We start from the raw sequence: 25,453 nt of genomic DNA on the forward strand, positions 1-25,453 counted from the left end.
CAAACAGGGCGCGCGGATCATCGCCGGGATGATCCGCGCGCCCTGTGCATTTTGTCCTGCGGTTCAGCGGTGGTGAAACAAGGCCAGGGGATGCAGCAGCGGGCCCACGGCAATGAGCCCGGCCCCGCAGACCACCACCAGCGCGCCGCCGTAGCTCAGCCAGTTCAGCGGGTCGGCCGGAAAAAAGGCCGGCCCGAGCAGATGGAAGAGCTTGGCGAAAACCAGGGTGAACAGGGGCGTCAAGGTGATGACCGCACTGACCTTGGCCGTGTGCCAGCAGGCCATGGCCCGGCTGAACGCCCCGTAGGCCACCAGGGTGTTCAGGCAGCAGTAGGCCAGGCAGATACTCTGGAGCGCGTCTAGGCGCAGGAGGCTCTGCGGCGCGGCAAAGGGGGTCAGGGCCAGCGCGCAGACGGTGTAGAGCGCCCGCATGATCCGGGGTGGGGCCATTTCGCGCAGCAGAATTTTCTGGGTCACGCCGTAAACGGCCCAGACCACGGCGGCGGTGAGGCCGAGCGCCAGGCCGAGCCCGTAGCCTTCCCGGAAGCGGAGGAGGTCAGCCAGACGTTCATTGAAGAAGAGTCCGAATCCGAGAAGCAGGGTGGCGACCCCGCTGACCTGGATGCGGCGCAACGGCTCCCGCAGCACCACGACGCTGCCCAGCATCAGGAGCATGGGTCCGGCCTGGGCGATGATCTGGGTGGCGGACGCGCTCAGATAGGCCACGGAGGCGTTGAACAGTACGAAATTGCCGCCCAGGCCGGCGGCCGCGATGCCCAGCAGCAGAATAATGCGCCTTTCGTACACGCCGAATCGGGGGCGTCGGGCGTCCGTGCGGGGCAGCCAGAGCCACAGCCAGAGCGCGCCGGTGCTGAAGCGCAGCCAGACAATGGTCATGGGGTCCACCGTGGTCACCACCTGCTTGAGCGCAATGGGCAGCGTGCCCCAGAAAAGCGCGGTGGTCAGGGCCAGAAGAAGGCCCTTCAATTGTGTTCCGAGCTGCATGCCCGACTCTCCGGAATTCAAGGGGTATCCCGGACCGGGCGGCGGGCGCTCCGGGCCAGGATGGCGTACAACTGTCCAGGACATTTCAGCTTTGAAATCGGCACAATTTCAAAGCGAATCCGCTCCAGAAACTACATGGAAGCGACGGGGTCGGCCTCCGTCGCGCCAAGGTGGCTCGAATCCGGCAATGTGGCAAGGCTTTTCCCGCGGCATGGCCTTGCCGTTCAACATCCGGCGTATTGCGCGTCAATGACTTTTTCCTGCCAGTCCACGGCCGTGCCGTTCGCTTCCTCGGCCACGGAAATATGCGTCATGGACGTATGCGGCGCGGCCCCGTGCCAGTGCCGGACCTGCGGCGTAAACCAGGCCGTGTCGCCGGGGCGCGCCTCTTCAATTGCCGAGGTCCGGCAGCCGGAGGAAAGAAGCATGGCGATTGCCTGCCGAGGTGGGTCTTCGCGCCGCCGAAAGGATCAGGCAGTTTTTTGCGAGGATCGGATATTCCGCCCCGCCCGCCCGGCGGCTAGTATCGCGGAAAAGGGAGCTTTTCCCGGAATCCGCCGCAAAGGAGTATACTCATGAAACGTATTGCCATCGCCTTTTTCGCCTTTGTGCTGGCCGGGGCGTCCGTGGGTGCGGCGCGGGCCGCCGACACCGCGTCCAGCGCCGGGCAGAGCGTCGTTCGCGCCGGAACGCAGGCCTCGGCCAAGGGACCGGAGGCCTGGTTCACGGGCACTGTGCGCATTGATCCCTTGTTTCCGGACAATGCCGCCGCCAATGTGTCGGGAGCCTATGTCACCTTTGAGCCGGGCGCGCGCTCGGCCTGGCACGAGCACCCCGCCGGGCAGACCCTGGTGGTGATTTCCGGCGTGGGCCTGACCGGCACGTCTGATGGCAAGGTCGTGGAAATCCGGGCCGGGGACGTGGTGCGTTGCCCCCCGAATGTGCGCCACTGGCACGGTGCCGCGCCCCATGTCGCCATGACCCACATGGCGCTTACCGGCGTGAAGGACGGCAAAAACGCCGTGTGGCATGAAAAGGTCAGCGATGCGGAGTACAGCCGTCCCGTGAGCAGGTAGAACCGGCTTTCCCGGCGGGCTTTACCCGGTCCGGCCGGGCGGGTAGCATGGGCGCATGAGCACCGCATTGCGCCGCGCGGTCTTCCTGGACCGTGACGGCACCCTCAATCTGGATACGGGCTACGTGCACCGCGTGGAAGACTGGCGCTGGCTGCCCGGCGTGCCTGAGGCCCTGGCCCGTTTCAAGGCCGCCGGGTGGCTGCTGGTGGTCGCCAGCAACCAGTCGGGCATCGCGCGGGGCATGTTCGGCCCGGCGGAGCTGCACGCCCTGGAGCGCTGGGTCGATGCCCGGCTGGCTCCTTTGGGCGCGGTTCCGGACGCTTGGTATTCCTGCCCGCATCTGCCGGAGATCACCGGCCCGTGCGACTGCCGCAAACCCGCGCCCGGCCTTCTGCTGCGCGCCGCCCGCGATCTGGCTATTGACCTGGCGGCCTCCTGGATGGTCGGTGACCGGTTGCGCGACGCCCAGGCCGGACTGGCCGCCGGGTGCCGGGCCGTGCTGCTGCGCACCGGCTGGGGGGAGCATGAGGCGGCGCAGGCGCGGGCGGTATTGCCGCAAGTGCCTGTGCTGCCGGACCTGCCCGCCGCCTGCGCGCATATTCTGGCACAACATTCCTGAAAGGAATTTTTGAAAGAAACCGCCCGGCGCTGTTCCCTGCGCCGGGCGGTTTTGCAACAGCGGCTTGCCGGAAAGAATTTTCCGGCGGCTCTCAGAGCAATTTCACTTTGAAATTTGTAAAATTTCAAAGTGAATCCGCTCTAGTCCGCGCGGCCGCCGCGAGCGACCTTTATCGGGGCCGCCATGCGCCGGGCCTTCCACCAGGACCAGAGCACGGAAAACAGGGCCAGCGCCAGAAACAGCAGGGCATAGGGCGACTGCAGGAAGGGGAGCAGGCTGCCGTCGGTGAGGGAGAGGGCCAGACGCAGTTGCTTTTCAAACATCAGGCCCAGCACCAGGGAAATGACCAAGGGCACCAGGGGATATCCGGCTTTTTGCAGAAAATAGCCGATGACCCCGAAGGCGAAGCTGATCCAGAGATCCCGTGTGGCGTAGGAAATGTTGTAGCAGCCCACCAGGCTGGCCATGATCACCACCGGCAGCAGCCAGGTTTTGCTGATGCGCAGGATCATCGGGAAAATCCGCGCACCGGCCGCGAACATCAGCACAAACATGAACAGGGACGCCACCAGGAAATAGGCGAAGATGCCGTAGAGCAACTGCGGGTTGTCGCGCATCAGCAGGGGCCCCGGTTCGATGCCGTGGAGCTGGAGCCCCCCCAGCAAAACGGCGGTGACCGCGTCGCCCGGAATGCCGAGTACCAGCAGGGGGATCAGGGTGCCGCCGATAACGGCGTTGTTGGCCGTCTCCGAAGCCACGATGCCCTGAATGTCGCCGGTGCCGAAGGTATCGGGGCGGGGCGCGTGCTTCTTGGCCTGGTCGTAGGCCACGAAGTTGGCCAGGGTGCCGCCGATGCCCGGCAGAATGCCGATAAGCACGCCGATGATGCCGGAGCGCAGAAAATTGCCGCGCGACCGGCGCAGTTCCGTCCGGGACATGGAGATATTTTTCAGATTGCTGCGCGGAATGATGTATTTCCGCGTGCACTGCTCCACTTCCCGAAAAGCCGGGGTGAGCACAAACAGGCCGATCATGGCCGGTATGGATGAAATGCCGCCGTCCAGCACGGTGAAGCCGAAGGTGTTGCGCATCATGCCGGTGGCCGGGTCCATGCCGATGATTGAGCAGAGCAGGCCCAGCAGGCAGGCGATCAGGCCCTTGCTGGGCGTGTTGCCGGACAGGCTGATCACGGTGGTGAAGCCGAAGATGATCACCGCCACGTATTCCACCGGCCCGAAGGCCACGGCGATGCGCGCGAAAAAGGGCGCCAGCAGGATCAGCGCCAGCCAGCCGATCATGCAGCCGACCAGATTGCTGGTAATGCCCACGCCCAGGGCTTTGCCCGCCTCGCCCTTTTGGGCCAGGGGAAAGCCGTCGAACGTGGTGGCGATGGAGGCCGGGGTGCCCGGCATGCCCAGCAGGATGGCCGTGACCAGACCGCCGGAAATGCCGCCGATATATACGCCGATCAGCATGGCAATGGCCATCAGGGCGTCCATGCCGTAGGTCAGGGGAATCAGCAGCACAATGGCCAGAATGGCCGTCAGGCCGGGGATCACGCCGAAAATCAGGCCGAACAGCGTGCCCAGGAAAACAAGCAGAAACGTGAGGGGGTCAAGCGCCGCCCAGAGTGCGTCCAGAATATTCATGGGGGCTCCAGCTTAAAACAACAGCGGTTCGGGCAGATAAATCTTGAAACAGCGGAAAATGACCCAGCAGGTCAGGGCCAGGCCACCGGCATAGGCGGCCAGGGCCGCCGGTCTGACGTTTTTGACCCCTTCCAGCAACAGGGGAAAGACGGCGAAATAGACCAGGATGGTAGCGTAAAAACCCACATGGATGAAGGAGAGAATGAAAAGAAGGATCATCAGAAACGTTTTGCCGAAGAGGGTGCGCTGTTCCGTGGCGGCGAACAGCCGCTGCCCGAGCAGGGCCTTGCGTTCCTTGAACCAGAGAACCAGGCGCAGGCCGCAGGCCGCCAGCAGCAGAACGCAGACCGCCGTGGGAAAGCCGTCCGGCCCCAGATAGTCCGACGAGGCGACGAAGCCCGCGCCCTCCGTGGGGTAAAAGAGACAGAGCAGGCTGAGCAGGGCGGCTGTCAGCAGGATGCAGGGCTCGAGAAAAACCATGGTGACCTCCCGGCGCGGCATGGGCCGATGGAGAAAGCGGGGGCATGCCGCCTTCGCATGCCTCCGCCCGTGGAAAGAAAAGTTCGGCTTCCGGCCTGTGTGGTATATGCCGGAAGCCGGAGGGGGAGCAGTTTACTTTTTGGCCGTTTTCTTGATGTCAGCGGCTATCTGGTCATATACTTTTTCGTCGGCCTGGTAATACTTGATCCATTGGTCGCGGGGGATGAATTCCGCGATCATGGCCTTGCTCGCCGCGAAGTCCTGGAATTCCTGTGAATTGACGATTTTTTCCAAGGCCGCGCCCAACTGGTCCAGCACGGCGGGCGGCGTGTCCTTGGGAGCCCAGAGACCCTGGCGCAGTATGGGGATGTTGGTGACGCCGAGAGAGCCCAGGGTTTCCACGCCCGGGAACTGGGGCATGCCCTTTTCGGTCAGAAGGATCAGAATTTTGCTGTCCCCGGCCTTGACCTCGTTCATGGCGCCGCCCGTGGGCTGGGAACGGATGTCGATCTTGCCGCCCTGGAGGGCCATAGCCGATTCCGTGGTGCTGCCGAAGAAGACGGTTTTGAACTTGTCGCGGCTTTTGGTGGCGTTCATGAAAAATTCAAAAATAGTGTGGCTGTAACCGCCGATAGTGGAAGTACCCACCACAATGGGCTTGTCGCTTTGGGCCGCGGCGGCCAGCAACTCCGTGCCGCTTTTCCAGGGCGCGTCCGCACGGGCGATGAGGCAGTTGGGCGTGATCAGCGATTGGCCGATCATGGCGAAATCTTTGTAGGAATAGGGCACGGTGCCCAAGGCGTGCGCGCTCAGAAACGTGGTGTGGTGCAAAAGCAGGGTGTGCCCGTCGGGCTTGCTGCCCGCCACATGGCGCAGGGCGTCGCGGGTATTGGCGGTGGGCATGTTGACCACAATGACCGGCTGGGAAAAAAGTTGCAATTTGCCCGCGATTTCCGCGATCTTGCGCGCCGTCATGTCGCTTTCGCCGCCTGCGGAATAGGGCACGATGATGGTGATTTCCTTTTCGGGAAACGTCGGCGCGCCCTGCGCGTTCGAGCCGAACACGGCGCCTGCCGCCAGAAGCATGAGACAGATCAGAGCGGATTTCATAACCTCTTCCTTGAATTGATAGAGTTATGACGCGCCGACCGCGTCGGGAAAAAAATCTGCACTTCACAGGCCTGCATGGGATCTGCCTCAAAAGAGGCAGGGCAGGACGGCTGTCAACAGAGTCAGGGCGTGAGAAAAACCATGGCGGCCTCCCGACGCGGCATGGGCCGATAGAGAAAGCGGGGGCATGCGGTCTCCGCATGCCTCCACCCGTGGAAAGAAAGGTTCCGTTTCCGGCCTATGCGGTATATGCCGGAAGTCGGAGGGGAACAGTCTACTTTTTGGCCGCCTTCTTGATGTCAGCGGCTATCTGGTCATATACCTTTTCGTCGGCCTGGTAATACTTGATCCATTGGTCGCGGGGGATGAATTCCGCGATCATGGCCTTGCTCGCCGCGAAGTCCTGGAATTCCTGTGAATTGACGATTTTTTCCAAGGCCGCGCCCAACTGGTCCAGCACGGCGGGCGGCGTGTCCTTGGGAGCCCAGAGACCCTGGCGCTGCATGGGGATGTTAGTGACGCCGAGAGAACCCAGGGTTTCCACGCCCGGGAACTGGGGCATGCCCTTTTCGGTCAGGAGGATCAGAATCTTGCTGTCTCCGGCTTTGACCGCGTTCATGGCGCCGCCCGTGGGCTGGGACCGGATGTCGATCTTGCCGCCCTGGAGGGCGGTGGCCGATTCCGTGGTGCTGCCGAAGAAGATGGTTTTGAACTTGTCGCGGCTTTTGGTGGCGTTCATGAAAAATTCAAAAATGGTGTGCCCGTAGCCGCCGATAGTGGAAGTGCCCGCCACAATGGGTTTGTCGCTTCGGGCCGCAGCCAGCAGTTCCGTGCCGTTTTTCCAGGGCGCGTCCGCACGGGCGATGAGGCAGTTGGGCGTGATCAGCGATTGGCCGATCATGGCGAAATCTTTGTAGGAATAGGGCACGGTGCCCAGGGCGTGCGCGCTCAGAAACGTGGTGTGGTGCAAAAGCAGGGTGTGCCCGTCAGGCTTGCTGCCCGCCACATGGCGCAGGGCGTCGCGGGTATTGGCGGTGGGCATGTTGACCACAATGACCGGCTGGGAAAAAACCTGAAGTTTGCCCGCGATTTCCGCGATCTTGCGCGCCGTCATGTCGCTTTCGCCGCCTGCGGAATAGGGCACGATGATGGTGATTTCCTTTTCGGGAAACGTCGGCGCGGCCTGCGTGTTCGAGCCGAACACGGCGCCTGCCGCCAGAAGCATGAGACAGATCAGAGCGGATTTCATAACCTCTTCCTTAGAATTGAGAGTATGACGCGCCGACGCGCGCCGGGAAAAAACCTGCACTCCACAGGCCTGCATAAGACCTGCCTCAACTAATATAGACTACAATATAGCCGATTGACAAATGCCTTGGCTTGCCGTCATGTTGCGATGCAACACGAAAGCCGCATTGCGTTGAGTCGTTTCCGCCCCTGGAGGAAAAAGTGCAAGCGCCGAAGGCGGCCGTATGGAAAAGTTGCCCAAGCTGGAGCAGTTAAGGTATTAAATGCTTGATGGAGCCCTGGATGAAAAAAATGCTGCACGCCCTGCTGGACCAGGTGGAGCTGCCCCGTGTTTTCCGTTACACGCAGTCCTTTCCCGACGAGTGCCTGGACGACATACCCGCCACTTTGGCCCGAGCCTGGGCGGCGTGCCCGGCGGCCAAGGCCGTGCGGCCCGGCATGCGCGTGGCCCTGAGCGTGGGCAGCCGGGGCATAGCCGAACTGCCCGTCCTGGTGGCCGCCATTGCGGCCCGGGTACGCGCTTGCGGTGCGGAACCCTTTGTGGTGCCCGCCATGGGCAGCCACGGCGGGGCCACGGCGGAAGGCCAGAAGGCGCTGCTGGCCGGGCTGGGCGTCACCGAGAGCAGTGCGGGCTGCCCGATTCTTTCCAGCATGGAAACCGTGGAAGTGGGCCGCCTGGACAACGGCATGTCCGTGCGCATGGATCGCCTGGCGCAAGAGGCCGACGGTATCATTGTCTTCAACCGCGTCAAGCCGCATAACGCCTTCCGCGCGGCCAACGAGAGCGGGCTGGTGAAAATGCTGGCCATCGGCCTGGGCAAGCAGGCCGGCGCGGACCAATGCCACCGCCTGGGCTTCGGCCAGATCGGCCGTCTGATCCGCGAAATGGCGATTATGAAAATCGAACGTTGTCCGGTGCTTCTGGGCATCGGCGTGGTGGAGAACGCCTACGAGCACCCCCATACCCTGTTCGTCGCCGGTCCGGAGGAAATCATGGCCCGCGACGCCGAGGCTTTGCTTCTGGCGCGTTCATTGATGCCGAGTCTGCCCTGCGCGCAACTGGACCTTCTGCTGGTGGATCGCATCGGCAAGGAATTTTCCGGCGGGGGCATGGACGGCAACATCACCGGGCGCTACAGCACTCCCTATATTTCCGGCGGGCCGGAGATTACCAAAATTGTGGTCTTCGACGTCACGGAGGCCAGCCACGGCAACGCCAACGGCGTGGGCCTGGCGGACGTGATCACCGAAGCCCTGGCCGCGCATTACGACAAGGCTTCGGTCTATGCCAACGGCCTGACCTCGCGGGTCACGGCTTCCGTGCGCCTGCCCATGGCCATGCCTGACGAGCGCACGGCATTGCTGGCCGGTTTCAAGGTCTGCTGCGCGTCAAACCCGGCCCTGCCCCGTTTTCTGCGCATCCCCGATACCCTGCATCTTGACCGGGGCTATGCATCGGAGGCGCTTCTGCCGGAACTGGGGGCTCTTGGCCGGGTGAAAATCCTTTCCGGGCCGGAGCCCATGCGTTTCGGAACGGGCGGCGGCCTGGAAGACCCCTGGTGGTGAGGCGGAGGGGCATCCTGAAGCGGCGACGGCCAGCGAGACAAATCAGCCGCACTCCGGCCATGAGCAAAGCGGCAAAGCAGATCATGAGGGCCGATAGTTCGCTTTTGCCCTCCGTCGCCTCCGATCCTGAACGGGCCAGTTCCTTCTCGCTATATTCCCGCGACTCCTGCATCGAACGGACCTGCCGCGTTTCGTATCGCATCCTCTTGTTGGACGACCAAGGCAGCCGAACTTCCCCCATGCCCCCTGAGAAAGAGTTTCTGTAGCTCGGGCACCTGGCCGCCGACAAGCGCGGACAGTTCCGGGTACGCGCGCGAGGGCGCGGCAAAGTCTTGCAGGGCACTGATCGATAAAGTACAGCTCGATCATATATTTCCATAGAAATTTATTTGACGCATTATGATAAAATACGTTAATTGCATAACAGATCGGACGATACAAACTGAATATTATTTTAATTTTTGGAGTATCTATGGATGACTATTTAAAAGAAGCTCTTGAAATTGCTAAAGCTCAAGCAAGCGTCAGAGTAATGAAAGAAGAGGAAATTACCGCCTTTGTTCAAAAGGTTACGCAAGGGATTCGTGTAGTAGCCGAAACCGAACAGCCTGTGGAAATGAGTACTGAAGAGATGGTCCTTGAAGGACGCAAATCTGTGAAAGAAAAATCTGTCACATGCCTTGAATGTGGAAAAAATTTCAAAGTGCTGACCAAGCGTCATTTGGCTACCCACGGAATAAGCACTGATGAGTATCGTGAGAAATGGGGATTCAAAAAAGGTTCTGCGCTGGTGTGCAAGGCATTACAGCGTGAACGTCGCAAAAAGATGAATGACATGAAGCTCTGGGAAAGACGCCGGAAACCCAAAACAGACTGATCATTTTTGTTTCTTCTCTCAGAAGGCCTCGGACGCGGGAACCCCCTTGTCTGAGGCCTTCTGCGCTATGGCCGGGCTCGGACCAAAAAACGGACAGCAGTATTCACCGGACGGTTTCGGGGGCCGTAGGAACGACCCTGCTGGCATCAAAATTGAGGTATGGCTCATACTCTGAGCCATTGATCCGCGCTCGGCCCCCATTACCTGAAAGGTAGAAGGCTCCTGCGGCGCTACCTGTGTTCTGGTGAAACTGAATGTACCCGGCCCCACCAGTAATATTCCGTATGGCGTCGCCCTGCTGGACTCCCAGGGCGGCGCTGTTCCCCCCGTGGCCCCGGAGAAACAGCCCCCTCAAATCGGGCACCTGGCCGCCGAGAAGCGCGGACAGTTCCGGGTACGCGCCATGCCGGCCAGTAAAGTGTTGTCGGGTGGGCTGGATACAGGTATAAGGAACGAGCACGGCTACCCAACCACCCATGCGCTTGGCACAGTGCAAATGGAAGGAGGGTATCAGCCATGCAGCGAGTTGTTTTCGCCGCGATCATCGCGCTGGTACTGGTCCTGCTTCTAGCTTCTTCGGCTAGATAACAGTTGACCCCGAACCATCGCGACATGGTTCGGGGTCGAAAACGTGGCCCGCTACTGGTGGCCGTGTAAAGCGCTCACGCGCTGTGCCAGCCCCGGTTCCTGTTGACGCAGGGGCCGGGGTTCCCTTTTTACATAACGCCTCCATGTCTGTTTGGCAAGAGCCTCATGGGGCCTGATTGGCGGGGCGATTTTCAATGCTTCCCCCTCCTATGGGCCAGTAATAGCGGGCGCATATTTCAACGCTCCCCCGGTTGTAAAATAGTCTGCTTCATCCCCGGCCCGATCCGTGTACTACGATATGTGTACATGGTCTTTGGCAAGATCAGCTTGGGTCGTGCCTGACTCCGCCGAATTTCCCCATGCCCCCTGAGAAAGAGTTCCCGTGGCTCGGGCGCTGGCCGCCCATAAGCGGACAGTTCCGGGTATGCGCGTACCGCCCGACAAAGCGTTGTGGGGAGCGGAAAACCAGTATATAAAGACAACGCACGGCTACCCCCTTCCCGATCTGCGCTTGGCACGGCGCAAACTATCAAAGGGGGTGCCGCATGAGACGCTATGTCGTCTTGGTGTTGCTGGTACTCCTCGCCCTGCTGCTGCGGGGCGATAGTCGGCCCTAAATGAGGCCGGCCCCGTATCAGCTGACACTGATACGGGGCCGAAAGGTGTTGTAACCTGACTCGGTAGCCATGCACGGGGGCGCTAACCGCGCCGTGCCAGCCCCGGTTCCTGCGCCAACAGGGGCCGGGGTTCCCTTTTTAGATAACGCCTCCATGTCTGTTTGGCAAGAGCCTCATGGCCGGGCACGGATCAGGTAGTGGACGGCCTGATTGGCGGGGCGATTTTCAATGCTTTCCCCTTCTATGGGGCCAGCGATAGCGGGCGCGTATTTCAACGCTCCCCATCTGCTTCATTCCCGGCCCGATCCGTGTACGACGATATGTGTACATGGCCTTTGGCAAGATCAGCTTGGGTCGTGCCTGACTCCGCCGAATTTCTCCATGCCCCCTGAGAACAGAGTTTCTGTAGCTCGGGCGCTGGCCGCCCATAAGCGCCGACAGTTCCGGGTACGCGTCTTGGTGGAGTTTTGCGGATTTATATACTTGACTACATAAACAAAATCAGGAGGTTCTAAACGCCTGTTTTTATCAACCTGTAAAAAAATTTCCTCCTCCAGCCCGCATAACTCCAGCAATGAGAAGGGCTTTCCTCTTCTCCATTTTAAACAGGACGTTCTCTACCATCTGCTCCTTCGTATATGATCGTATGAAAAAGACAGGAGGCAGAGGATGAGACTAATATTCACAGATGAAAGGATCGCCCAGGCTGCTCGCGAACTTTACGCCAACGGAGAAGTGCCGACCGTCAGGAACGTCCGCGCACTCATGGGCGGAGGAACACAGGATCGGATTTCCCGGATCATCAAGGCACTGAACCTTCCCACGCCCGTGAGGGTAAAGAACCAACTCCCGGACTACCTCATAAAGGCGCTTGAGCGTTTTATGGGCGAAAACAAGGCGATGGGACGGCTTGAGCCTAACGAGGAGCTTCAGAGACTCGCCAGGGAGAACGAAGAGTTAAAGGCCAAAGTGGACGTACTGACCAACGTCCTCACGGGCAAGGCTGCTGTGACCCGGATCACCGACAGCAGCATCCTGAAAGCAGCCATGAAGAGCGAGTCCGCCAAGGCCCGCTTGATGGTGGATGGAGCCTCCTTTGCCGAGATCCGCAGGATGAGGCCTGGGCGGAGGACGCCAGCCCAGCAGGATCTGTACCGTAAATACAGGGATGAACTGAACGAGATCAAGCAACAGAGAAGGCGAGCGAAGACATCCCCGCCAAAGCGGGTGGAGAGCCGGGGAGTGATGATAGACGGATTGAAAGGATACGAAATAGCCGAGAGACGGAACGAAGAGCTGACGCCCGCTCAAAGGGAATGGCGATACCAGTATCTTCAGGTGAAGAAGCGGAAGCAGAACGAGAAGAAAAAGGCCAAGGCCGCCGCCAATCAACATTCAGAGTCTATGCAATGATGGCAGCGTAGGTCGTCCTTCCAAGGAACATCTTTTCCAGGGCGGAATTCACACGGTCATACGTGTGGTGATAGACCGAGCCTGCATCCATCCTGAAGGAAAATTCATTGACGTAACGTTGTGTGTGCTTTTTTGTGAACCAGTGGAACACGCCGTAAAAACCGCGCTTCAGGACAGCCCAGAAGGATTCGATCCCGTTGGTGTGCGCCATGCCGTCAACATATCCCTTAGCGGAGTGGTTCACACTCTTGTGGATGAAGCTCTCGTTGAGGCCGACATAGCCCATGCTGTCGTCCGTACAGACGATGCTGTCCGCAACCACGTTTTCATAGACAAGTCCTTGCAGCGTGGGCTTCGTGGTGTTTCCCACCACAAAGCCCCGAGTGCGTCCCGTATGGCGTTCCCTCAAGCCCACGATAACGGCCTTGCTGAGATTAGACTTTCCGTCGTGGCGGTTTTCAGCCTTGCCCCCGAGGTAGGCTTCGTCCACTTCCACCACGTCCTTCAGGAAGCCACCCCCGGAACCGCTGGGATCGTTCTTGCCCAGCGCTTCACGTATACGCTGGAGCATGTACCATGCCGACTTCTGCGTAATCCCAAGCTCCTGCGCCAACTGGACGCTGGAAACGCCCTTGCGTTCCGTCATCACAAGGTAGATGGCGAGCAGCCACTTGTGCAGCGGGATGTGGGAGCGATGAAAGATAGTCCCCACGCGCACGGTGAAGTCCTGACGGCACTTGCGGCAACGGTAGTAACCGGGGGCGGTATCGCCACGGTTGTACGCCTTCTCGGTGCCGCAGAAGGGACAGATGGGATTGCCATGCCAGCGGATTTCCTCAATGTGTTTTCTGGCCAATTCCTCATTGGGGAAACGGGACATGAACTCAGGCACAGAGACCGTGGTACGGGGAAGATACTTTCGGCTCATTTTTCACTCCGTTACGACTTTTCTTCCTACTGAAGAAAAGTATAACCTTTCTTTCTATGGTAGTAAAGTATATAAAATGTTTTGAAAAACAGCTCCGCTATTTTGTAAGGAAGCCATCGAAGTACCAATCAAGGAGTGGGAGTTAAACATATAAATCCCGAGTTTTGCCTACCGTAAAGCTGAGATCTCAAGCTTAGTCTGATCTTAAAAGGAGGGACGGCCACCGGAGGTAACCGGTGGCCGCAAAGAGGGGGATGTTCCGATGGTTAGAGGATTCTATTCAACGGAGGAGGTTTTTCGGGGGCTCCGCGCCGCCCCTGATGGGGGTTGGGGTGGCGCGGAAATTTGTTTTATTCTTTCGTATATATTGACCGCCTGTCGGCAGATATTTTTTTACGTGGCGCCCGGTATTTTGGACGCCGTTGTCTTTCTTATAGCAATGCTCGTGCCAAAGCTGGATAACACAGCTAATATATTATAATTCAATAGAATTTTGAATGGGAGCCCGAAATGAAGGCGTATATTTTTTATGCGGGCCTGCTTCAGGCTCGTATAAAAAATATACAGATGGCTATATTTCATACAGGGTGCGGCGTTGCCTCACCAGACATAAAACCGTTTCCGATTATTTGCCCCTTGATATTTCGTATGGCGTCGCCTTGCGGACGCCCAGCGCCGCCGAATTCCCCCCGTGCCCCCTGAGAAACAGCCTCCGCAGATCGGGCCCATGGCCGCCCACGAGGGCCGACAATTCCGGGTACGCGCGTACTGCCCGACAAAGCGTTGTGGGGAGCGGGAAACGAGTATAACATCAGCGCACGGCTACCCCCTTCCTGATCCGCGCTTGGCACGGCGCAAACTATCAAAGGGGGTGCCGCATGAGACGCTATGTCGTCTTGGTGTTGCTGGTACTCCTCGCCCTGCTGCTGCGGGGCGATAGTCGGCCTTAAATGAGGCTGGCCCCGTATCAGCTTACACCTGATACGAGGCCGAACGGTTGATAAACCCAGTAGGTAGCCGTGCACAGGGGCGCTAACCGCGCCGTGCCGACCCCGGTTCCTGTTGACGCAGGGGCCGGGGTTCCCTTTATGGATAACGCCTGCAGGCCGAATTGGCAAGTCTCAGGACTGTGAGGAAATGGGAGACGATGTATAGAATGCGCCGGAAGCGCACGTTTTCAGCTCTTCCTTGTGCGGAACGATTTGTTCGCTCAGTTCTTCGCAGCCCAACGCCGGGCTTCAGTTGTTGGCGGCAACGCCGTCTTACGGATGAAGACAGCAATGACAGGCGGCCCAAACGGGAACGAAGCGCGAACTGTAATGCCCGGAGGCCAGAATAAAACAAGGGGAGGAGAACGGAATGTCCTTGGCAGTGAGGGGCGGGCGGCTTCTCTGAATCTGATTTTCGGCGCGCTCAGGTCCGGCGCGCGCGTTTCAGCCGCCGCCAGAGCGTGGTGCGGTGGACGCCCAGAGCGGCGGCCGCCTCAATAATACTGTGGCGGTGTTCCTCCAGGGCCCGCCTGATCTCCTCATCGCTGGGCGTGCGCCGGGCTTGTCCCGCCGCCTGCCCGGCCTGTTGGTCTTCTTCCAGGATATCGTACAGGCCTGATGCCTCCAGATGCACATGGTCTGCTGCGCAGAGCACCACATATCGCTCGATGACGGCCTGCAATTCGCGGACGTTGCCGTCCCATTTCCGCTCCATCAGAATTTTCAGGGCCTCGGGCGTGATCTTGCCCGAGATTTTGCCGTATTTGGCGCAGAACTTTTCAAGAAAGGTCCGGGCCAGGTCCCGGATGTCGCCCCGGCGTTCCCGCAGGCTGGGGATGTTCAGGCGCAGAATGTTCAGCCGGTAATAGAGATCCTGGCGAAATGCCCCCTGTCGCACCGCCTCTTCCAATTCCTTATTGGTGGCTGAAATGATCCGGCAGCGGGCCTTGACGAGCCTGTCGTCGCCCAGGCGCATGAAGTCTCCGTCCTGGAGCACGCGCAGCAGGCGGCTTTGCATTTCCAGGGGGATTTCCCCGATTTCGTCCAGAAAGACGGTGCCCTTGCCCGCGTATTCAAAAACGCCCTGCTTGCCGCCGCGCCGGGCGTCGGTGAACGCGCCGCGCACGTAGCCGAAGAGCTCGCTTTCCATCAGCGTGACCGGCAGAGCCGCCAGGTTGACGGCCACGAAAGGCTCGTCCCGGCGGGGGCTGGCATTGTGGATGGCATGGGCAAACAGCTCCTTGCCCACGCCGGTCTCGCCATGCAGAAGTATGGCGGCGTCGGCCTGGGCGTACTGGCGGGCTTTGGCCTTGGCCTTTTGCAGTGCAATGCCGGTGCCCACGATATCCTCAAAGCAAAAGCGGGAGCTGTGTCCCCGGTCCCCGCGTTCCGTCTGGGGCCGGGCCGAAACTTCGCGTCCGACGTCCAGGCTGATGAGCCCGTTGATGCCGAAAATTTCGGGTTCGATTCTTTGCCAGCGGGCCACGCATTCCCGCTTGTTGTCGCCGCAGGCGAACACGGTCTTGCCCGTGCCGTTCAGAAAAAAAGAGGATGTGAAGTGGCGCTGGAAAAAAGGGATCTGCTGCATGCCGAGCCCCAGAAGCTGCTTCTTGCCCACCCCGGCCAGGCGGTCCGCCGGTGCGTTGCTGTAGAGCACATGCCCGTCGCCGTCCAGGGCGATCAGGCCCTGGTCCAGTTGATCCAGGATGGCCGCTATACGGCGTGTTTCCCGCCGGGAGTCGTCGCGCGCCTCAATAATCCGCAGGGCCCCATCGCAGGCCTGGCGCAGGCTTTCCTGGCTGGCATTGAGAAAGACGGCGGGAATGCTGTTTTCCTGACACATTTTTACTACCCGCGCATCGCCCACGATCACTTCCGCCTTGTGTTCCAGAGCGGTAAAAATGGCTTCCAGACAATCCCAAGGTGAGGAGCGAGCGACGAAACGCTGGTCCAGGTCAAAGAGATCCATGATCTTCTTAGCGCCCTCCAGCATGTTGGGGTAGGCGATGAATGCCATATTACGGGAAACTTTCTGCGCCTCACATACGGCGTCAATGATATCGAAAGCTGTCACCTGGATTTGGACAATGGGAATGGCGTCTGGGTCGCTCCTCTGGCCCTTGCGCAGAAACTCCGCCGTGCCGCCCCGGCTGATGATCACCTCAATGGAGGAGGCTCTCGCGTATTCCACCACTGTGGTGACGGGCTGATCCAAGACGTTTATGGCCAGGATGTTGTGTTCGTCCTTGGGAATGGCCTGGTAAAAAGCCTGGATCAGGCTTTCATTGGGCGAGGCGAAAAGAATGCGCGGGGCTGGATCGGGCATGGCGATCTCCTCTGTGTTGCACTGTTGCATGTAGCGTCTATTTAGGTTGCGTGCAACGCATTTGCAAAAAAAAGAGTCTCTGATCGCATTGTATTTATAGTATGTCTTATTATGGTGCGTATCTTGCTATAGAGGGGCGTTTGAGATGGGCACGCACATTTTCCCCCTTACTCCACGGAGTCGGCATGAGCACACGTATCGGTACGTTTCTGGGCTGCATTTTCGGGCTCTTCCTGGCCGGGGAGCCCGCTTTGGCGGCCCCGGCGGCATATCCCGACAGGGAAATCCGCTTGATCGTCCCGTACAAAACCGGGGGCCAGAGCGATCTGACCGCCCGCAAGCTGGCTAAAATCATCCGGGACAAGAAGCTGCTGCCCCAGCCGGTGGTCGTGGTGAACATTCCCGGAGCCAACACCCAGGAAGGTTTGCGCGCCGCCATGCGGGCCGATCCCGACGGCTACACCCTGCTGCTGCACCACTCAGCCCTTGTGACCATGAAGGCCCTGGGCCGGATTCCCATGAGCTGGCACGATTTCGAGATGATCGGCCAGGCCCTTGAGATGTCCAATTCCCTGGTGGTCAATCTGGATTCGCACTTCAAGACGATTTCGGAATTCATCGAGGCCGCGAAAAAGGAACCCGGCAAGTATCACATCGCTATTCCGGGCGTGGGCGGCGTGGCGCATCTGGCCCTGCTGGACGTGCTGGTACGTACCGGCATTCAGGACAAGGTGGAGATCACGCCCTTTGACGGGGCCTCCGAGGCGGTGGCCGCCCTGATGGGCGGGCGCGTGGATATGCGCACCGCGCCCAATACCGATATGGCCCGCTTTGTCATCGCGGGCGAGCAGCGGGTGCTGCTGGTCATGGGCGAGGACAAGCTGCCCGGCATCAACGTTCCGTGTTACGCCGCTGATCTGGGCCTGAAAAATACCCTGATTCTGCATAACGGCGTTTTTGCCCCTCGGGGTACCCCTGAGGAAATCAGAAACGCTTTGGCCCATGCTTTGCAAGAAGCCGTGGAAAGTGAAGAATTTCAGACCTTCGCAACTCAGCAGATGGCTCGGGGCCGCTTCCTGGACGCGGCTGATTGGGCCGAAGTTTTTGCGAAAGACGAAGAAAACACCGCCGCTGTCGCCAAATTTATCACCCGGTAGCGGCGTGACGGCTTTGACTGTTTTATCGGCCGGGGTGGGCATGCTTTTTTGCGCGCGTTCCGGTTTCCCGCCAGAGATAAGGTTGATGAGAATTTTCAAATCCCTCCCTCTTTTGTTTTTTGTCCCGCCCGGCGCATTGCCCGCCACAGCATGGCCCTGGGCGGCGCATTCCGGCGCGCGCGGCGCGTAAGCACGGTCGATTCCGAGGAAGCATCATGGAACAAGGCATCGTTACTCTGGACGACAAGGACAATGTGGGCGTGGCGGTGCGGGAACTGCACGCGGGCGGTCAATCCCGCCGTGGCGGAGCGCATTCTGGCTTGTGTGGATAAAAACGTGCGCCGCCTGCGCCGGGCCGCGAGCAGCGTGGCGCGCAACGGCGCGGGCGCGGACATGCTGGTGTCGCCGGGCAATGTCGCCGGCGTCGTGAGCAATGTGGTGGAAAAGGCCCTGGGCGGCCTGAAAAAGGCCGGTAACGCGCCGTTTCAGGATGTGCTGGACTACGGCTGCCCGCCACGGGGCCTCGGCCTTTATCTGATGGACGGGCCGGGCCACGACGGGGAAGCCGTGACCGGCCAGGTGGCTTCCGGCGCGAACCTGGTGCCCTTTACCACGGGCCGGGGCACGCCGCCGGTTTCCCCGGCGTGCCGGTGCTCAAGATTACGGGCAATCCCATGCTGTTCAAAAGCATGGCCGCCAATCTGGATTTCGATGCCGGAAGACTGTTCAGCGAAGGGCTGCCCCTGAAGGTCCTGGGCCGCGATCTTTTTGAAGCGCTGTTGCGCACGGCTTCCGGCGAGCCCACTAAGGCGGAGCTGCTGGGGCACGAGGAACTTTTCTGCATTTCGCGTTTTATGGCTACCCATCGTTGCTGCGAAGGCTGCGGCGAGGCTTGAGAAGCATCGACACTTTATGCGCCGACGCGTGTCGGCAGGAGGCAAGGTATGAAGTATATCCGTTCCCGCGTGCAGAACCGGGAGACCGTGTATGGCGTCTGGTGCAGTCTGGCTTCTTCCATCTGCGGCGAGATCGTCGCGGGCGCGGGGTATGACTGGATGTTGCTGGATGTGGAACACGCGCCGGGCAGCCCCGCCACCTTGCTGCCGCAGTTGCAGGCCGCGGCGGCTTTTCCCGCCGTGCCCGTCGTGCGCCTGCCCATGTCGGACCGGGTCTGGTGCAAATGGGCGCTGGATCTGGGGGCCTCGGGCATCATGTTCCCCAACATCGACAACGCGGCCCAGGCGGAAGAGGCCGTTTCCTTCATGCAGTACCCGCCGTGCGGCGTGCGCGGCGTGGGGCAGGCCGTGCGGGCCTCGGATTACGGGCGGGAATTCAGGCGCTATGCCGCCTGCGCCCAGCGGGAGCTTTTGGGCGTCATGCAGATCGAAAGCCCGGAAGCCGTGGGGCAGTGTTCGGCCATCGCGGCCGTGCGGGGCGTGGATGTGCTTTTTGTGGAACCGGTGGATCTGGGCGTAAGCATGGAGATGCCGGAGAATTTCGCGGACCCGCGTTTTATGGCGGCGTTGCGGGGCATTGCCGATGCGGCGCGCGGGCGGGGCAAGGCGGCGGGCATCTTGCTGCCCACGCCGGATCTGGCCCCGGCCGTGCGGGAAATGGGCTACACCTTTATCAGCGTGGGCTCGGATGCCGCGTTGCTGGCGCAAGCCTTGGCCGACAACCTGAAAGCCCTCTGGGGTTCCGAAAAATAGGCGAGACGCCGACCCCGGCTCAGGCCGGGGTCGTGCCTTCCTCGGCGTCCAGCAGGCCCAGCAGTTCGCTGGTCTTGTCCTCCAGCAGCGCGGGATCGGTGCGGCTTTCCACATTCAGGCGCAACAGGGGCTCGGTGTTGGACATGCGCAGGTTGAAGCGCCAGTCCGCGAACTCCAGATTGACGCCGTCCAGGTGGTCCTCGTGCAGGGCCCCATCCGCATAGCGGTCGCGGAGTTTTTGCATCAGCCGGGGCGCGTCGGCCACCCGCCGGTTGATTTCGCCGCTGCAGGGATAGGCGGCCATACGCTCGCTGACCAGTTCGGCCAGGGATGCGCCCGAGCGGCTGAGCAACGCGGCGATGAGCAGCCAGGGCAGCATGCCCGAATCGCAGTAGGCGAAATCACGGAAATAGTGGTGGGCGCTCATTTCGCCGCCGTAAACCGCGTCTTCGGCGCGCATGCGTTCCTTCATGAAGGCGTGGCCGGTCTTGCCCATGATCGGCGTGCCTCCGGCGGCCAGAACCATTTCGCGCGTGTTCCAGAAGACCCGCGTGTCGTGGATGACCTTGCCGCCCGGAAAGCGCCGCAGCAGTTCCCCGGCCAGCAGGCCGATCAGATAATAGCCCTCAATGAAGCGGCCCTCGCTGTCGTAAAAGAAGCAGCGGTCGAAATCCCCGTCCCAGGCAATGCCCAGGTCCGCACCGGCCCGGCGCACCGCTTCGGCCGTGGCCTGGCGTTTTTCCGGCAAAAGGGGATTGGGCACGCCGTTGGGGAAATGCCCGTCCGGTTCCATCTGGCGGCAGACAAAGTCAAAGGGCAGGGACGGGGCCAGCTCGCGCAGCACCAGCCCGGCGCAGCCGTTGCCCGCGTCGGCCGCGATTTTTAAAGGCCTGCCCGAGTCTGCCGCATCCCGCGCGCCGCTGTAGTCCAGCAGCCAGTTCAGATAGTCCGGCCTGAAACAGGCCGGGCGCACGTTGGAAAGCGCGCCCGGCGCGGGCGCATTCCGCGGAGCTTGCGTTTCAAGCAGCCGGGCCACGCGCTCCCTGAGTTCGTACAGGCCGGAATCCCCGCTTATCGGTACGGCCCCGGCGCGGACCAGTTTGAAGCCGTTTTCGTCCGCCGGGTTGTGGCTGCCGGTGATCATGATCCCGGCGTCAAAAGGCTGGTTGGCGGCGGCGTAGTAGATTTCTTCCGTACCGCAGAGGCCCAGATCCGTGACCCGCGCCCCGGCGGCCAGCAGTCCTTGGGCCAGGGCGTCGCGCAGCTCTGGTCCGGACAGACGGGCGTCGCGACCCAGTACCACGGAACGCGCGCCCAGCACGTCCGCCACGGCCTGGCCCAGGGCACGGGCCAGATCGGGATTGAGAGCGTCCGGCACGCGGCCCCGGATGTCATAGGCTTTGAAGCAGGAAAGATCGTAGGTCATGGCGTCCTCGCAGGCAGTGGCGGTTTTTCCCGCATGCTTGTGGAAGAGGGCGGCGATGTCAAGGGCGGGGCCTGGGCGACGTTCGGACTTCACCATACACGACGGGCATGTTACGGAAAGGTATGAGTCCATTTGCTCAAGCGGCGGATTGTCGCCGGACGTTGAGCCAAACCCCGCGTACCCATATGTGATGTTATGTCTCAGTTTCCTGCGATGGAAGTCAGACGCAAAGACGGCAAGGAATCCTTTGTGGGCTTGGAACCAAAGCGTACCCTTCAAGATTTTTGGGCCTGGGCCTTTTCCGATCTCGTCGGCAATACGGAGCGGGGAAAACTGGCCGAATATATAGTGGCGACGGCTATCGGCTGCCATATGGAGACCAGCCCGACCTGGGAAAGTTTTGATCTGCTTTCCCCTGAGGGAATACGAGTTGAGGTCAAAACTTCGGCATATATTCAGTCATGGGAGCAAAAAAAGTTTTCAACCATTACTTTTAATATTCCGCAAACGCGTTATTGGGATGGAACAGCATACGCCGAAGAGAAAAAGCGCCAGGCTGACGTGTATGTTTTTTGCGTCTTGAAGCATAGAGACCGGAAGACCATCGATCCCCTAGATCTGAGCCAGTGGGCTTTTTATGTCGTCGCCACCAAAAAACTCGACAAGACTTTCGGAAATCAGAAAACTGTATGCCTGAACAGATTGACGGCACTGTGCAATGTCATGCCGTGTGACTATGCCGCATTGAGGAACACAGTCAGGGATGCGGTTGGGTGAGTTTGCCGTCTGTCGCCGACAGAGGGAAGAAGCTGTATAAAAGAAGAGGCTGCTGCACATTATGTGCAACAGCCTGAAATTTCTTTAAATGGCGGAGGGGGAGGCTATCACTCTCCGTATGTAACTTGCTAGATTTTATAAGAGTCTAACAAACGAGTCACGTTGGTTGCCCCCAAAGTTGCCCCAGAATATTTTTTGCTTGCGATTGCATTTCGCTTGGGGTGAAGTAGGCTCTAACAATTCTTACTTCATCAGGAGCAACCAATAATGCGCCGCTGGCAATGCTGGATATACTACCTTCCCCAAAAAGACAATAACGTATTTCTTTACGGATTCATGGCTCAAACGTCCTATCCGGCGTTTGAAACCTTCATTGAAAGAACATGTGAGAACGGAATAGTTCAAGTCTGCTTTGCCGTGTCCGAAGAAATTTTTAAGTCCATTGAATTACAGCTTAGCGAAAGTAAGCTAAGCTTTTCCTCTGTTCCAGATTTAGAGCAACTTTTTTCTCCACTAGAGATACAGGCCAACTGTTCAGAAATTAGAAAATGTCTTGGTTGCACAAATGTGCGGGTTCTTAGTTGGCATACTTTTCTATCGATTGCGGCTATTGTTGCAGAAAGAGAAGTTCAGCAAGAAATTCTGGACACTTTATCAAAAGAGGTCGGCCTGAATTTCAAAAAAGAATATGCTGGATTAGTCGGGGCATTTGAAATCTGTCAAATGCCGGAATGGTCTGAAGATGCAGAACCTCCTTTCAGCCTTTCCTTGCGTGGGCCGGAAACAATGAAGCGCCCCCCAGAACAACGCGATTGCCTTGTTTTTAGAAGAAGAACTGACGTTGCACAGAGGCGTCACTTTTTGGTTCTCAAGCTCTATGCGGGAGAATCGTTAATATATGACAAGATGCATATTTTGGAAGCAGGGCAAACTCAACTAGGCCCAATAGTCACAGACGAACATTTCAACAGAGAATCTTGCGTACTTTACGATGAAGCAGGAAATCTTGTTCATGAGGAAGATTTCCCCTTGCTTGACTCCGTGGCGTTTGGGATTTCCCTCGGAGGCCCGACAGTCACGCTCGCTGGTGATAGAACAAGCGAGCAGGCAAAGGGTATTGGAAAAGATGTTCTGAAAAGAGCCAGTACCGTAAATATTCGGTCAATGCCTGAAAATTCATTGCTTACTTTTGCCAATACGGGAAAAGCACGACAACACTTGCATCGCCAGAAATGGTATGCTGCTAGCCTGTTTGATAAAGAATCAAGCAGCGCATGGTTTGAAAATGGAAATGAGGAAAGTATTGAGGCTTTACTGCATTTAATACGCCTCATATGTGATCATGGTTCCAAATCTGTTGTGATAGCTGACCCCTTTTTTGAGAAAACAGCATTTATAGATTTGGTTCCAAGAATTTCAACAAGAAGGCTTCCAGTCACCATACTAACTGACCTTTTTCCAAGGGATGCTAAGCAGTCAGAAAAAACCATTGATGGCTGGTCAGAGTTATGCAGTTTGGCGGAAAAGAACAAACACTTAATTCATTGTAAACTTACAATACATAATGTCAGACTGGTGAAGGACTTGAATAGCCGTTCTTTCCACGACCGCTATTTAATCATACATAAAAGCGAAGACAAATTCGAAGTGCACCTTATGTCAAATAGCCTTAACAGTCGTTCAAGAAATTTTCCCTTCTGTATATCCAAATTGGATAATTTAACCACAATGCATGTAAAAAATTATATTGATTTGATGATGAATCCAAATTCAGAAAGATTCGACATAAGTCAAACATGGAAAAGCTATGAATGATACTTCATTCCATCTTCCTTGGATTCAGTTCATTTTGCAACTATGGCTGGAAGGCGAAGCCACCACACAAGACACTATCAACCTCTATGAAAAGGCAAAATCATTAGGGGTAATTACGGAAGATGAAATTTTTTGGCATGTCGATAGTGATTGGTTTCATGGCAAGCTCGCGTCAGACGAACAGATACTCAATGTAAAATCGTCAGAAGATTTTGCTTTGCTCGTTTTGGGCATTAGCGAATTCATGGCTCGCACTGCTCCATATATGACACGAGATGTTGTTTCCTATATAAGCAAGGCCCCTGCGTCTGATAAAATTTCAGAGTGCTTACTATGCATTGACAACGAAGTTAAGGCACACCTCTCGTACCCTCATGGTTTATCGATAGAAACCCAAGGGGAGTTGCAATTTGTAAACGGTGTTGAGATTACGCCAAAGAATTTCAAAGCTGTTGATAGGCTTTTTGGAAATGGGCCACAGCATATTATTCGGAGCCATAGTTATGGGCTATCCGGCGGCCTCACGCTTTTACTCAAAATTGACGCACCCGCTGTTGGGGCGTGGCTACAAAGTCAAGATCACCCTCTCATACTTGATGCGGCCCTATATGGGCTAAAACACGCATACATGCTGATTCTTTCCACCGGGCATGAGCAAGAAATTTACCAATTAGCCCGCTCTGCTCATCCGCTTATCTCTTTGACAGGGCTAGTTGTTGCTCATACAGCCCAGTTGGAAAAATGGCATCCCGTATGGTCTGTCTCGCTGGATGAGGCGTTTAAACTGCTTGAAAACGCTGGTATACCAATCGGGATGTCCGTATGGGCATCACTTTTTAGAATTGCTGAAATTTCTAAAGCCTATGAGCGTGAAAAGCAGAACCATCAAGAGTCAAAAAGGCATTATGCATATGCTTCTGAAAACCCAGATTATCTGTATGGGAAAAAAGAACACCATTATGAAAATATTGAGCGCCAAGTTAAGCAGAAGGAATTTTTTAAAAATACTGCCACTGAAATTATTCAAGTAATAATTTTGCACTGGCCCTCAAAAGGGTTGTCCAAAGAGGCATTAAAGCATTGTGCTGAAATAATCTCTTCTAGTGAAATATGGTTGCAATTTTTAGAAAAAATTCCTGTCGTTAGTGACCGAGAATTTCTATTAAAACATACTTTAAGAGCATTTATTTCCGCCTCGGATTTATTCAAGTCTGGTGAACGTGGACATTGTTACGCAACAGAGCAAACGCTGAAAGATGCAGACTTCGCTGCTCAAGTTTTCTTACTGATGCAACATGATAATTTGGGAAGAAGTTTTGGAAATATGTTTTTTAGTACTACGACTAAGTCATTAACGTATGATTGTAAAATACTATCTGAGCCTTACGCACATCGGAAAAGATTTGATAGTTATAATCACGCTCTTAATGCTCTTGGAGTTGGACATTATATTGCTTTACAGATTGGAACCGAAGGATATGCGCAGAAAAAAGGCGGTGCGGAATATCTTCTCCATCAAGGGATACTTGGACTTATAAAAGTGATTTCTGCCGCCCAAGGAAGTTGGGATGTCGCTGATAATGCTCTAAAAACATTTTCGTTGATTGCAATAGAAGTAATTGTGCATAATGTGAATATCGTTTCAAGCAAAGAAATAGAGCCTTTTTTGAAACTTCAGCACTTGCAATATTCATTTCGGGCAATGCTCGGCCTTGCAAATATAGAGTTATTTAAAAGGCAGTCTGAATATGTACTCTCTCTTTTAGAGCAAAGCCTATGGCCTACAACGGCGTGGTCACAACACTATGATTGTGTAATTTCCTCTTTCCTCGCTTTCGACTTTGCGCTTATGCAATTCGCTAAATATGGTGACGTAAAAAATGCGTGCCGTGTTGAAAAAATTTGGGAGCAAGGGGTGAGTATTCATACCGACCCCATACCGAAAGCTTTGGATGGGGCTATTGCAAAAATGAAAAAAGCACTGTCCGGGAACAAACAGTGTTCTGAATGGCTTCTCAATAATCCCAGCCTAGGAAACACATGGAGTGCCAATTATCTCCGCGCAAAGTGAGAGGCAC

At 57.5% G+C, this 25,453-nt stretch carries 19 protein-coding genes and 1 pseudogene; 11 read left to right on the forward strand and 9 right to left on the reverse strand.

What is annotated here, in order from left to right:
• Positions 1 to 63: 63 nt before the first annotated feature.
• Positions 64 to 1,005, reverse strand: coding sequence for a DMT family transporter (locus tag HMPREF0326_RS05900; protein ID WP_020990303.1), 942 nt, complete (start codon positions 1,003 to 1,005; stop codon positions 64 to 66).
• 224 nt (positions 1,006 to 1,229) lie between these two features.
• A complete protein-coding gene (locus tag HMPREF0326_RS05905) occupies positions 1,230 to 1,433 on the reverse strand; it encodes a cupin (protein ID WP_008686342.1) in 204 nt (67 codons plus the stop codon).
• 147 nt (positions 1,434 to 1,580) lie between these two features.
• Here HMPREF0326_RS05905 and HMPREF0326_RS05910 point away from each other — a divergent pair, with 147 nt between their 5' ends.
• Positions 1,581 to 2,081 (forward strand): (R)-mandelonitrile lyase, encoded by a 501-nt coding sequence (locus HMPREF0326_RS05910; protein WP_008686341.1) that lies wholly within the window; start codon positions 1,581 to 1,583, stop codon positions 2,079 to 2,081.
• A gap of 55 nt (positions 2,082 to 2,136) precedes the next feature.
• Positions 2,137 to 2,700, forward strand: a complete 564-nt coding sequence (gene gmhB, locus HMPREF0326_RS05915) for a D-glycero-beta-D-manno-heptose 1,7-bisphosphate 7-phosphatase (protein WP_008686340.1) — start codon at positions 2,137 to 2,139, stop codon at positions 2,698 to 2,700.
• Positions 2,701 to 2,840: 140 nt separating this feature from the next.
• On the opposite strand, the gene HMPREF0326_RS05920 is transcribed toward gmhB, so the two are convergent.
• The 4 genes from HMPREF0326_RS05920 to HMPREF0326_RS05935 form a co-directional block, all read right to left on the reverse strand.
• Positions 2,841 to 4,349: a tripartite tricarboxylate transporter permease gene (locus HMPREF0326_RS05920; protein WP_020990304.1), complete on the reverse strand. Its 1,509-nt coding sequence runs from the start codon at positions 4,347 to 4,349 to the stop codon at positions 2,841 to 2,843.
• 12 nt (positions 4,350 to 4,361) lie between these two features.
• Positions 4,362 to 4,829 carry a tripartite tricarboxylate transporter TctB family protein gene (locus HMPREF0326_RS05925; RefSeq protein WP_009303423.1) on the reverse strand — a complete coding sequence of 156 codons (468 nt, stop codon included), beginning with the start codon at positions 4,827 to 4,829 and terminating at the stop codon, positions 4,362 to 4,364.
• A 132-nt stretch (positions 4,830 to 4,961) separates the two neighbouring features.
• Positions 4,962 to 5,939, reverse strand: a complete 978-nt coding sequence (locus HMPREF0326_RS05930; protein ID WP_008686337.1) for a tripartite tricarboxylate transporter substrate binding protein — start codon at positions 5,937 to 5,939, stop codon at positions 4,962 to 4,964.
• Between the two features lie 274 nt (positions 5,940 to 6,213).
• Positions 6,214 to 7,188: a tripartite tricarboxylate transporter substrate binding protein gene (locus tag HMPREF0326_RS05935; RefSeq protein ID WP_035072793.1), complete on the reverse strand. Its 975-nt coding sequence runs from the start codon at positions 7,186 to 7,188 to the stop codon at positions 6,214 to 6,216.
• Positions 7,189 to 7,469: 281 nt separating this feature from the next.
• Here HMPREF0326_RS05935 and HMPREF0326_RS05940 point away from each other — a divergent pair, with 281 nt between their 5' ends.
• The 3 genes from HMPREF0326_RS05940 to HMPREF0326_RS05955 all read left to right on the forward strand — a co-directional run bounded on the left by HMPREF0326_RS05940 (position 7,470) and on the right by HMPREF0326_RS05955 (position 12,248).
• A complete protein-coding gene (locus HMPREF0326_RS05940; protein ID WP_009303426.1) occupies positions 7,470 to 8,753 on the forward strand; it encodes a lactate racemase domain-containing protein in 1,284 nt (427 codons plus the stop codon).
• A gap of 472 nt (positions 8,754 to 9,225) precedes the next feature.
• A complete protein-coding gene (locus HMPREF0326_RS05945) occupies positions 9,226 to 9,630 on the forward strand; it encodes a MucR family transcriptional regulator (protein ID WP_008686334.1) in 405 nt (134 codons plus the stop codon).
• A 1,874-nt stretch (positions 9,631 to 11,504) separates the two neighbouring features.
• Complete coding sequence (locus HMPREF0326_RS05955; RefSeq protein WP_008686332.1) at positions 11,505 to 12,248, forward strand: DNA-binding protein; 744 nt, start codon at positions 11,505 to 11,507, stop codon at positions 12,246 to 12,248.
• On the opposite strand, the gene HMPREF0326_RS05960 is transcribed toward HMPREF0326_RS05955, so the two are convergent.
• Both HMPREF0326_RS05960 and HMPREF0326_RS05970 read right to left on the reverse strand, forming a co-directional pair.
• Entirely contained in the window at positions 12,238 to 13,176 is a 939-nt protein-coding gene (locus tag HMPREF0326_RS05960) for an IS1595 family transposase (RefSeq protein ID WP_008686331.1), read from the reverse strand. The genes HMPREF0326_RS05955 and HMPREF0326_RS05960 overlap by 11 nt on opposite strands.
• Positions 13,177 to 14,589: 1,413 nt before the next feature.
• Complete coding sequence (locus tag HMPREF0326_RS05970; protein ID WP_008686330.1) at positions 14,590 to 16,491, reverse strand: sigma 54-interacting transcriptional regulator; 1,902 nt, start codon at positions 16,489 to 16,491, stop codon at positions 14,590 to 14,592.
• Positions 16,492 to 16,676: 185 nt separating this feature from the next.
• Between HMPREF0326_RS05970 and HMPREF0326_RS05975 the strand changes: the two genes are divergently transcribed.
• The 3 genes and pseudogenes from HMPREF0326_RS05975 to HMPREF0326_RS05985 all read left to right on the forward strand — a co-directional run bounded on the left by HMPREF0326_RS05975 (position 16,677) and on the right by HMPREF0326_RS05985 (position 19,357).
• The gene (locus HMPREF0326_RS05975) at positions 16,677 to 17,648 is read left to right on the forward strand and encodes a tripartite tricarboxylate transporter substrate binding protein (protein ID WP_020990306.1); all 972 of its coding nucleotides are present in this window, start codon (positions 16,677 to 16,679) and stop codon (positions 17,646 to 17,648) included.
• Positions 17,649 to 17,984: 336 nt separating this feature from the next.
• Positions 17,985 to 18,544 (forward strand): annotated as a pseudogene (locus HMPREF0326_RS17350) (hypothetical protein).
• Between the two features lie 48 nt (positions 18,545 to 18,592).
• Positions 18,593 to 19,357 (forward strand): HpcH/HpaI aldolase family protein, encoded by a 765-nt coding sequence (locus HMPREF0326_RS05985; protein ID WP_008686327.1) that lies wholly within the window; start codon positions 18,593 to 18,595, stop codon positions 19,355 to 19,357.
• 19 nt (positions 19,358 to 19,376) lie between these two features.
• On the opposite strand, the gene HMPREF0326_RS05990 is transcribed toward HMPREF0326_RS05985, so the two are convergent.
• Entirely contained in the window at positions 19,377 to 20,783 is a 1,407-nt protein-coding gene (locus tag HMPREF0326_RS05990; RefSeq protein ID WP_008686326.1) for a phosphomannomutase/phosphoglucomutase, read from the reverse strand.
• Between the two features lie 195 nt (positions 20,784 to 20,978).
• Between HMPREF0326_RS05990 and HMPREF0326_RS05995 the strand changes: the two genes are divergently transcribed.
• The 3 genes from HMPREF0326_RS05995 (at position 20,979) to HMPREF0326_RS16675 (ending at position 25,446) form a co-directional block, all read left to right on the forward strand.
• Complete coding sequence (locus tag HMPREF0326_RS05995) at positions 20,979 to 21,560, forward strand: hypothetical protein (protein ID WP_008686325.1); 582 nt, start codon at positions 20,979 to 20,981, stop codon at positions 21,558 to 21,560.
• 267 nt (positions 21,561 to 21,827) lie between these two features.
• Positions 21,828 to 23,375, forward strand: a complete 1,548-nt coding sequence (locus HMPREF0326_RS16670) for a VPA1262 family N-terminal domain-containing protein (protein WP_008686324.1) — start codon at positions 21,828 to 21,830, stop codon at positions 23,373 to 23,375.
• A complete protein-coding gene (locus tag HMPREF0326_RS16675; RefSeq protein ID WP_008686323.1) occupies positions 23,368 to 25,446 on the forward strand; it encodes a hypothetical protein in 2,079 nt (692 codons plus the stop codon). Before HMPREF0326_RS16670 ends, HMPREF0326_RS16675 begins: the two co-directional genes overlap by 8 nt.
• Positions 25,447 to 25,453: the final 7 nt, after the last annotated feature.

This window comes from Desulfovibrio sp. 3_1_syn3, assembly GCF_000145315.2.
Lineage (GTDB): Bacteria > Desulfobacterota > Desulfovibrionia > Desulfovibrionales > Desulfovibrionaceae > Desulfovibrio > Desulfovibrio fairfieldensis.